Origin of the sequence: Thalassolituus sp. UBA2009, assembly GCF_002335285.1 — a bacterium.
Classification (GTDB): Bacteria; Pseudomonadota; Gammaproteobacteria; order Pseudomonadales; family Oceanobacteraceae; genus Venatoribacter; species Venatoribacter alkanivorans.
Genome location: NZ_DDCJ01000120.1, coordinates 1 through 8,466, shown reverse-complemented (window position 1 = coordinate 8,466; position 8,466 = coordinate 1). Strand labels below are relative to the sequence as shown.

The 8,466-nt window shown below is 54.1% G+C and carries 8 protein-coding genes; 7 read left to right on the top strand and 1 reads right to left on the bottom strand.

The annotated features are described in order from the left end of the window. The 4 genes from B3P58_RS14985 to B3P58_RS14970 form a co-directional block, all read left to right on the top strand. On the top strand, positions 1-1,423 hold a 1,423-nt coding region (locus B3P58_RS14985), incomplete at its 5' end, for an EAL domain-containing protein (RefSeq protein WP_286718774.1). Positions 1,424-1,535: 112 nt separating this feature from the next. Further along, positions 1,536-1,946, top strand: a complete 411-nt coding sequence (locus tag B3P58_RS14980) for a hypothetical protein (protein ID WP_230331040.1) — start codon at positions 1,536-1,538, stop codon at positions 1,944-1,946. A gap of 20 nt (positions 1,947-1,966) precedes the next feature. After that, entirely contained in the window at positions 1,967-2,272 is a 306-nt protein-coding gene (locus B3P58_RS14975) for a hypothetical protein (protein WP_145467749.1), read from the top strand. Between the two features lie 6 nt (positions 2,273-2,278). Beyond that, entirely contained in the window at positions 2,279-2,587 is a 309-nt protein-coding gene (locus B3P58_RS14970; protein WP_230331041.1) for a hypothetical protein, read from the top strand. Positions 2,588-2,651: 64 nt separating this feature from the next. Here B3P58_RS14970 and B3P58_RS14965 read toward each other — a convergent pair whose 3' ends face one another. Continuing rightward, positions 2,652-3,512 (bottom strand): pirin family protein, encoded by an 861-nt coding sequence (locus B3P58_RS14965; protein ID WP_230331042.1) that lies wholly within the window; start codon positions 3,510-3,512, stop codon positions 2,652-2,654. Positions 3,513-3,719: 207 nt separating this feature from the next. On the opposite strand from B3P58_RS14965, the gene parC reads away from it, so the two are divergent. The 3 genes from parC to B3P58_RS14950 form a co-directional block, all read left to right on the top strand. Continuing rightward, entirely contained in the window at positions 3,720-5,981 is a 2,262-nt protein-coding gene (gene parC, locus B3P58_RS14960) for a DNA topoisomerase IV subunit A (RefSeq protein WP_230331043.1), read from the top strand. Between the two features lie 215 nt (positions 5,982-6,196). Next, a complete protein-coding gene (speE, locus tag B3P58_RS14955; protein ID WP_230331044.1) occupies positions 6,197-7,051 on the top strand; it encodes a polyamine aminopropyltransferase in 855 nt (284 codons plus the stop codon). A gap of 137 nt (positions 7,052-7,188) precedes the next feature. Next, positions 7,189-8,466: class I adenylate cyclase (locus B3P58_RS14950; protein WP_286718766.1), on the top strand; the 1,278-nt coding region annotated here is incomplete at its 3' end.

The following is an 8,466-nucleotide window of genomic DNA, read 5'->3' as shown; positions in this document are numbered from 1 at the left end:
TGGCGTGGATGGCAGTGTCATGCTGCTGGAAACCCAGAAAACCCCTATTTATGACAAACGCGGACGCTGCATTGGCGTGTTTGGTTTAAGCCGCGATATTACCGAACTGAAAAAAGCCCAGCAGAATCTGGAGCATATCGCCCACCATGATGTATTAACCGGTTTGCCGAATCGTCTGTCACTGAATAAGAAACTCGAATATGCACTGAATATGGCGCGCCGCGGCGGAGAATTGCTGGCGGTAATCTTTCTTGATCTCGACCGTTTTAAAGATATTAACGACACCATCGGCCACGATATCGGTGACCTGCTGCTGAAAGATGTTGCCCATCGTCTGCATAACAATGTCCGTGATTCCGATATCTGTGCGCGTTTAGGCGGTGATGAGTTTGTTGTTGTACTCAGCCGTATCGATGGTGAGGAACGTATTCAGGAAAAATGCGATCAGCTGCTGCAGGTTATTTCGCGGCCATACAGCCTGCAGGGCCATCTGCTCAGTGTGTTTGCCAGTGCCGGTATCAGTATTTATCCGCAGCACGGTAACAGTGTGGATGAACTGATCCGTAATGCGGATGCTGCTTTGCATAAAGCCAAAGAGCTGGGACGTAACCGCAGCTTCCACTATCAGCGGGAGCTGACCGACAGCATTCATTCACGAATGTCGCTGGAGCAGGACTTACGCTCGGCGCTGGAATCGCACAGTTTTATACTGAATTACCAGCCGCAGTTCCGGGTTGGTGAAGCTATGCCGAGAAGGGTTGAAGCACTGCTGCGCTGGCCACACCCTGTTCGCGGATTGATTTCGCCGCATGATTTTATTCCGCTGGCCGAGACCAGCGGCATGATCGTGGAGCTTGGTTATTGGGTATTACGCTCGGCCTGTCAGCAGTTTTTATTCTGGCGTCAGCAGGGATTAATACTCGATAAAATTTCGGTCAACGTATCACCGATTCAGATTAACTCCAGTTTTGCCTCTACCGTTGCCGATATTCTTCAGTACCTGGATTTTGATCCGCGCTGGCTGGAGCTGGAAGTTACCGAAAGCCTGATGATGTCCGGCACTACGGAAGTCTCGCAACAAATCAGTGAATTACGGGCGATGGGCGTTGATTTTGCGATTGACGATTTCGGTACCGGCTATTCCTCGCTGAGTAAAATTAAATCCATGCCGGTAACCGTATTAAAAATTGACCAGTCGTTTGTGCGCGATATCAACGACGATATCAACGATTACGAAATTGCCCGTGCTATTGTCCTGATGGCCAAGAGTCTCGGACTTATTGTTGTCGCCGAAGGGGTAGAAAACAAAGAGCAGGAAGGAACCCTGCATCGTCTCGGCTGCGAATGGGTACAGGGCTATTATTATGCCATGCCTATGGACGGAGAAGCCTTCTATCAGCGTTACTTCGCCGAATTACAATAACAGTAATAATAAGTCTATCCTGCCCCCGCTGAATTCTTTTTCGTCATAGCGGGTATTTGTCTTTATAATCCGCGCCGGCAATAGTTCATTGCCTTTTACTTTAGGAGCAAATATGCGTTGGACAGCACTACTGGTGCTTGCCCTGACGGCTGGCTGCGCGCGTCTGGATCATGTTCAGATCGGCAGTATTGATCAGTCTCAGGGTGAATTAGTACCCGTTTCCGTACGGTTGAGTGAAACCGGTTTTGATGCAACGGCCGCTGCCGAAATTGGCCGTGTTGCCAGTCGTGGCAGAACAGCTGAAAACTTTAAGCAACTGCGCGATATTCTGGCGCTGATCAATATGGGACCGCGTACCGGTAACCCGGTTTTTGATGACGCTTATGCGCAGCGACTGCAGGAATACCTGCTGGTGGAATGCCCGAGTGGCCGCCTGACCGGTATCCGCGCCATTCGTGAAGCAAAAACAGCAGGCCCGGTGTCGGGTGAAATCGTAGGTGTCGATGCTTATTGCATCCGCTGAGAAATAAGGAAATAAAGAATATGTTTAAACGTTTTATCACCCTGGCGGTATTGATGACGGCCCTGACTGGTTGTGTAAGCCTCAACTCTGTTTCCCTGACCCAGGTACCGGCCGAGCGCAGCAACGAAATCAGCGCGACTTCCAGCAGCTGGACTTTCCTTGGTATTGCATTCAGCAACGACTTCGTTGATGAAGCCATTCTGGATCTGAAAAGCCAGTGCGCCGGCGGTAAAGTAGAAGGCATTCTGACCAAGTTTCAGCACACGGTATTTATCCCGGTTGTAATCCGCGAAGTGGTTGCCACTGGCTACTGCCACAAGGGGTAAGCAGGAATGAAAATCCGTATATTACTGCCACTGATGCTGCTGACCGGATGTACCCATTCGGTTCATATGCAGCACGTCAGCGACTTTGATGATGTACCTGCTGCAGAAAAGCGCAGCGTGGTAACGGCTGAAACTGAACAGACCGTTGTGCTGGGTTTTGTCTTTGAAACTGACTATGTCGATCAGGCAAAACAGCAGTTGATGACTCAGTGTAATGGCCGCCTGAGCGCGGTAACCACTCAGTATTCAACCAGCCACGGTTTTCTGCACTGGACCAATAAGATCCGCATGCAGGGATTGTGCAGCGAAGGCTGATGCAATAAAAAAATCCCGGCCAGCGCCGGGATTTTTTATTACTTTTTTGCGTAATTATTCTGCGTTATTTCTTACCCGGCAACGGCGTATATTCACGCTCATCCCCAGGTACTTTAGCAAAACGCTGCGCCTGCCAGTCGGCTTCGGCCTGAGCGATGCGCTCGCGGCTGTAGGCAACAAAATTCCAGCGGATATAAGGCACCTGTTCATAGCGTTCGCCACCGAGCAGCACAAAACGACTGTGGCTTTCGACCTGAATGCTTTCATCGCCATCGAGCAGAATAAAATCACCGGCGTTAAAGCTCTGGCCGCTGATATTTAACGAGCCGCTCTGAATGTATACCGCGCTTTCGTAGTTCGGGTGCGGCAGTTCAATCTGTTCTCCGGCGGCGCTGATAATATCGATAAAAAACATCGGCGAGTGAGTGCGTACCGGCGAGGTCATGCCGTAGGCTTCCCCGGCAATCAGACGCATGATGGTTTTTTCCAGATAATAATGCGGCAGCTGCTCTTTTTTCACATGCTGGAATGACGGCTCGATTTCAGCTTTTTCCGGTGGCAGCGCCAGCCAGAACTGCAGGCCATTCAGTTCGTGTTCTCGTGAGCGTACCTCCAGCGTTTCGCGTTCGGAATGCACAATGCCGCGGCCGGCGGTCATCCAGTTTACTTCGCCGGGAAAGATTTCCTGCACATTGCCCAGGCTGTCGCGGTGCAGCATGCTGCCGCTGAACAGGTAGCTCAGGGTCGACAGGCCGATATGCGGATGCGGGCGTACATTCACTCCTTCACCCGGTTTGAACAGCGCCGGCCCCATATGATCGAGGAAGATAAAGGGCCCGACCATTTTCTTCACCGCACTGGGCAGAATCCGGGTAACGCTGAAGCCGTCGAGGTCTTTTGTTTCACCATTGATCAGGCTGGCCATAACTTGCTCCTCAGTATCTGTTCAGATCGTTGATTGTCATAGGTTTAGTATATTTCTGCCGGTTGGAATGAAAATCACAAAAATAAGCCGGTATCGTTCTAATTTTTAGAATATTCTTCGCTGAACTGCCGCACAGATTGTTCTCTGTCGCCGGGTCGGTCACAATCGGCGGCATTCATTCCATCAGAACTCAGCCCTGCAGGACTTATGACGGATCAGATCAGTTACACCGATGATGGTGTCGAGCGCCAGTCGCTGAAGCAATACACCGAGAACGCTTACCTCAACTACTCCATGTACGTCATTCTCGACCGTGCGCTGCCGCACGTTGGTGATGGCCTCAAGCCGGTGCAGCGCCGCATCGTCTACGCCATGAGTGAGCTGGGGTTAAAGCATACCGCCAAATATAAGAAGTCGGCCCGTACCGTGGGTGACGTGCTGGGTAAGTACCACCCGCACGGCGACAGCGCCTGTTATGAAGCCATGGTGCTGATGGCGCAGCCGTTCTCTTACCGCTACCCGCTGGTGGATGGTCAGGGTAACTGGGGTGCGCCGGACGATCCGAAATCCTTCGCTGCCATGCGTTATACCGAGGCCAAACTGGCGCCTTACGCCGAAGTGCTGCTCAGCGAGCTGGGTCAGGGTACGGTGGAGTGGCAGCCGAACTTCGACGGCACCATGGACGAGCCGTGCACGCTGCCTGCGCGTCTGCCGAATATTCTGCTTAACGGCACCACCGGTATTGCCGTGGGTATGGCGACGGATATTCCGCCGCACAACATCCGCGAAGTGGCCAGCGCCTGTATTCACCTGCTGGATGATCCGGAGGCCAGCATCGAAGCCCTGTGCGAACACGTCACCGCGCCGGATTTCCCCACCGAAGCGGAAATCATCACGCCGCGTGAAGATCTGCGTAAGCTGTACCGCGATGGCCGTGGCAGCGTAAAAATGCGCGCGGTCTATACCGTTGAAGATGGCGATATCGTCATTACCGCACTGCCGCATCAGGTATCCGGTGCCAAGATTCTGGAGCAGATTGCCGCCCAGATGCAGGCAAAAAAACTGCCTCTGGTAACCGATCTGCGCGACGAGTCGGATCACGAAAACCCGACCCGTCTGGTGATTGTGCCCAAGTCCAACCGGGTCGATACCGATGCGGTGATGGCGCACCTGTTTGCCACCACCGATCTGGAAAAGAACTACCGCGTTAACATGAACGTGATTGGTCTGGACGGCCGCCCACAGGTGAAAAACCTGAAGCTGATGCTGAGCGAGTGGCTCAGCTACCGTACCGAAACCGTACGTCGCCGCCTGCAGTTCCGCCTCGACAAAGTACTGGCGCGTCTGCATATCCTCGAAGGTTTACTGGTCGCTTTCCTCAATATTGATGAAGTGATCGAAATCATCCGCCGTGAAGAAGAACCGAAAGCGGTGCTGATGCAGCGCTTTGGTATTTCCGATATTCAGGCTGAAGCCATCTTTGAATTAAAACTGCGTCATTTAGCCAAACTGGAAGAAATGAAAATCCGCGGTGAACAAGATGAGCTGGAAAAAGAACGCGATTATCTGGAAAAAACCCTCGGCTCTGAGCGTCGTCTGAAAACCCTGATCAAGAAAGAAATCAGTGCCGATGCCGAACAATACGGCGACGAACGCCGTTCGCCGGTGGTGGTTCGTGGTGAAGCCCGCGCCTTCAGCGAAACCGAGCTGGTATCGGCGGAAGCTGTGACTGTTGTGCTGTCACAGAAAGGCTGGGTACGTGCCGCCAAGGGCCATGACGTGGATGCTGAAAACCTGAGCTATAAAGCCGGTGACAGCTTCCTGGTCAGCGCCAAAGGTAAGTCGAACCAGAACGCGATCTTCCTCGACACCACCGGTCGCTCCTACAGTCTGCAGGCGCATACCCTGCCATCGGCGCGGGGGCAGGGCGAGCCTCTGACCGGTAAGCTCAATCCGCCGGCCGGCAGCAGCTTTATCTGCACCCTGATGGGTAAAGACGAAGAACAGTATCTGCTCAGCACCGATGCCGGTTACGGTTTCGTCGGCACCATTGCCGATATGCAGAGCAAAAACAAAGCCGGTAAAAATCTGATTACCGTGCCGGATAACGCCCGCATTCTGGCCCCGGCGAAGATCAGCGATCCGGAGAAATCCTGGATTGCGGCGGTCAGCAATGAAGGCCGTATGCTGGTGTTCCCGGCCGCCGATCTGCCACAGATGGCGCGCGGTAAAGGCAACAAGATGATCAGCATCAACAGCGCCAAAGCCGCGGCCCGCGAAGAGCTGATGGTCGGCGCGGTAGCCTTCAGTCAGGAAGACACGCTGCTGGTGTATGCCGGTAAGCGTCATCTGAAACTGAAGTTCGCCGATCTGGAGCACTATCTGGGTGAGCGTGGCCGCCGTGGTAATAAACTGCCGCGTGGCTTCCAGAATGTTGATCTGATGGAAGTGGTCAGCAAAGACGCCTGATGCTCAGCGCACACCGGTCAGCAGAGTCTGCTCTCTGACCGGTGTTGTTTTTTCCTGACCTTGCTAAACCTGATCCTGCCCCTATCCCGGTTAAAGCTGCCGCCCGCCCTGTCAAAGCTGTCGCCCGTCGCCGGCGTTGATTCTGCGGTCTGACTCCGGCACATCATTCCGTTATAATCCCGCCCGAACTTAAGCTCTGCATTACAGGAATCCCCATGTCTGCAAAAAACGTTGTTTCTGAAAGTCTGTACGACGGCTATGCCCAGTCCTTCACCGTCAGCGAAGTGTTATTTGAGGTGAAAACCGGGCACCAGCATCTGCAGATTATTGATACGCCGTTTATGGGCCGGGTAATGCTGCTGGATGGTGTGGTGCAGACCACCGAGCGTGATGAATTTATTTACCACGAAATGATGGTACACGTGCCGCTGTTTGCCCATCCGGCACCCAAGCGTGTACTGATTATCGGCGGCGGTGATGGTGGCATTCTGCGCGAAGTGTTGCGCCATAAAAATGTTGAACACGTGACCCAGGTTGAGATCGACGGCAGCGTGATCGACATGTGCAAAGAGTATTTCCCTAAGCATTCCAATGGTGCTTTCGACGACCCGCGCGCCAATATCGTGATTGCCGATGGCAAAGAGTTTGTGGCTCAGTGTCAGGATACCTTTGATGTGATTATCTCCGACTCCACCGACCCTATCGGTCCGGGTGAAGTGCTGTTCACCTCCGATTTCTACAAAGACGAAAAAACCTGTCTGAACGCCGGCGGCATTATGGTGGCGCAGAACGGTGTTCCCTTTATGCAGGGTCAGGAAGTCACCAATACTTTCCAGCGTCTGAGCAAGCTGTACAGCGATGCCAGCTTCTACGTGGCGCCGGTACCCACCTACATTGGTGGCCTGATGTCTCTGGCCTGGGCGACCGACAATGCCGAGCTGCGCAAGCAGAGCGTTGAACAGATTGCGGAGCGCGTTGCCGCTGCCGGTTTCGAAACCCGTTTCTACAATGCCGACGTACACGTGGCCGCTTTTGCGCTGCCGAACTATGTACGCGCCCTGATGAAATAAGCGCCGGTTTATATCGGCATAATCCCGTCGGCTCTGCTTTCTGCGCTGACGGGATTTCCCTTCTTTTTCTGCCTTGTTCAGGGCGTTCTGTCCGCCCGCAAACATCCCCGGCCTGAAATGCCATCTATACTCTGGGGATGACACCAGCCATCACCAGTCCGATCTCTCAGCAACAGGTTCACCAGTGGCACAGCGCGTTTCTGCAACTCAATAAAGCGCGGCTTGAGTGTACCCGCAGCCTGATGACCAGCCGCCAGCAGATCGTGCTCGATGTGCTGCCACTGCTGCTGCATCTTAATCACCAGCAACTTCCCGGTTTCATTGATCATCAGGTGCCCTGTGGCATCGCCCATTACAACGCCAGCGCGCAGCAATTGCAGAGTCTGCAGAGCATTGCCCGTGGCGTGCAGCCGCCACGCGGGTTCAGCAACCGCCAGATCACCGGTTTGTATTTAATGGGCAGTGTCGGCTCGCTGGCGCAGGCGCGCTCCAGCGATCTGGATGTCTGGCTGTGCTACGACGAGAGCCTGGATAATGGCCAGCTGAGTGCGCTGGGAAAAAAGTGTGAACTGATTGAGCGCTGGGCAGAAAGCCAGAACGTTGAGCTGCATTTTTTTCTGATGAATCTGAGCGATTTCCGCCGTGGCCAGAGTCAGTCGGCACAGGGCGAAGATTGCGGCAGCACCCAGCACCTGCTGTTGCTGGATGAGTTTTACCGCAGTGCGTTGTGGTTAGCCGGTTGCCAGCCGCGCTGGTGGATTATTCCCAATGAAGAAGAGCGTAATGCCGAGGCTTTCTGGCAGGGGCTGGTCCATCATCATCGTGTGCATGCTGACCACTGGCTGGATTTTGGTGCCATCCCCAGCATTCCCCCGGCCGAGTTTGTCGGTGCCGGTTTATGGCAGCTGAATAAGGGGCTGAGTGATCCGTATAAATCGCTGCTGAAACTGCTGCTGACCCGCCACTATGCCAGCCAGTATCCGCGTATCCGCCCACTGTGCTGGGACCTGAAAGATCAGGTGCATCAGGGGCTGGTGGATGTCGAAAGTAACGATGCCTACCTGCTGATGCTGACCCGGCTGACCGCACAGCTGCAGAGCGAAGGCAGTGATGTACGCATTCAGCTGGCACGGCGCGCGTTTTATTACAAAGCCAGACTCCCGATGTCGGAGCTGAGCAGCGCCCAGCAGAACAGCTGGCGTACCGGGGTGATGCGCAAACTGTGCGCCGGCTGGGGCTGGAGCGAACACGATTTTTACGAACTGGATCAGCGCCCGCAATGGTCGCCGGTACGCATTGCCCGCGAGCGTAACGCGCTGATCAGCGAGATGCTCAGCAGCTATCGATTTCTGGCCGGCTTCAGTCAGAAATACGCGCCGCGCCTGCATATCAGCAAAGGTGATCTGCAGGTGCTG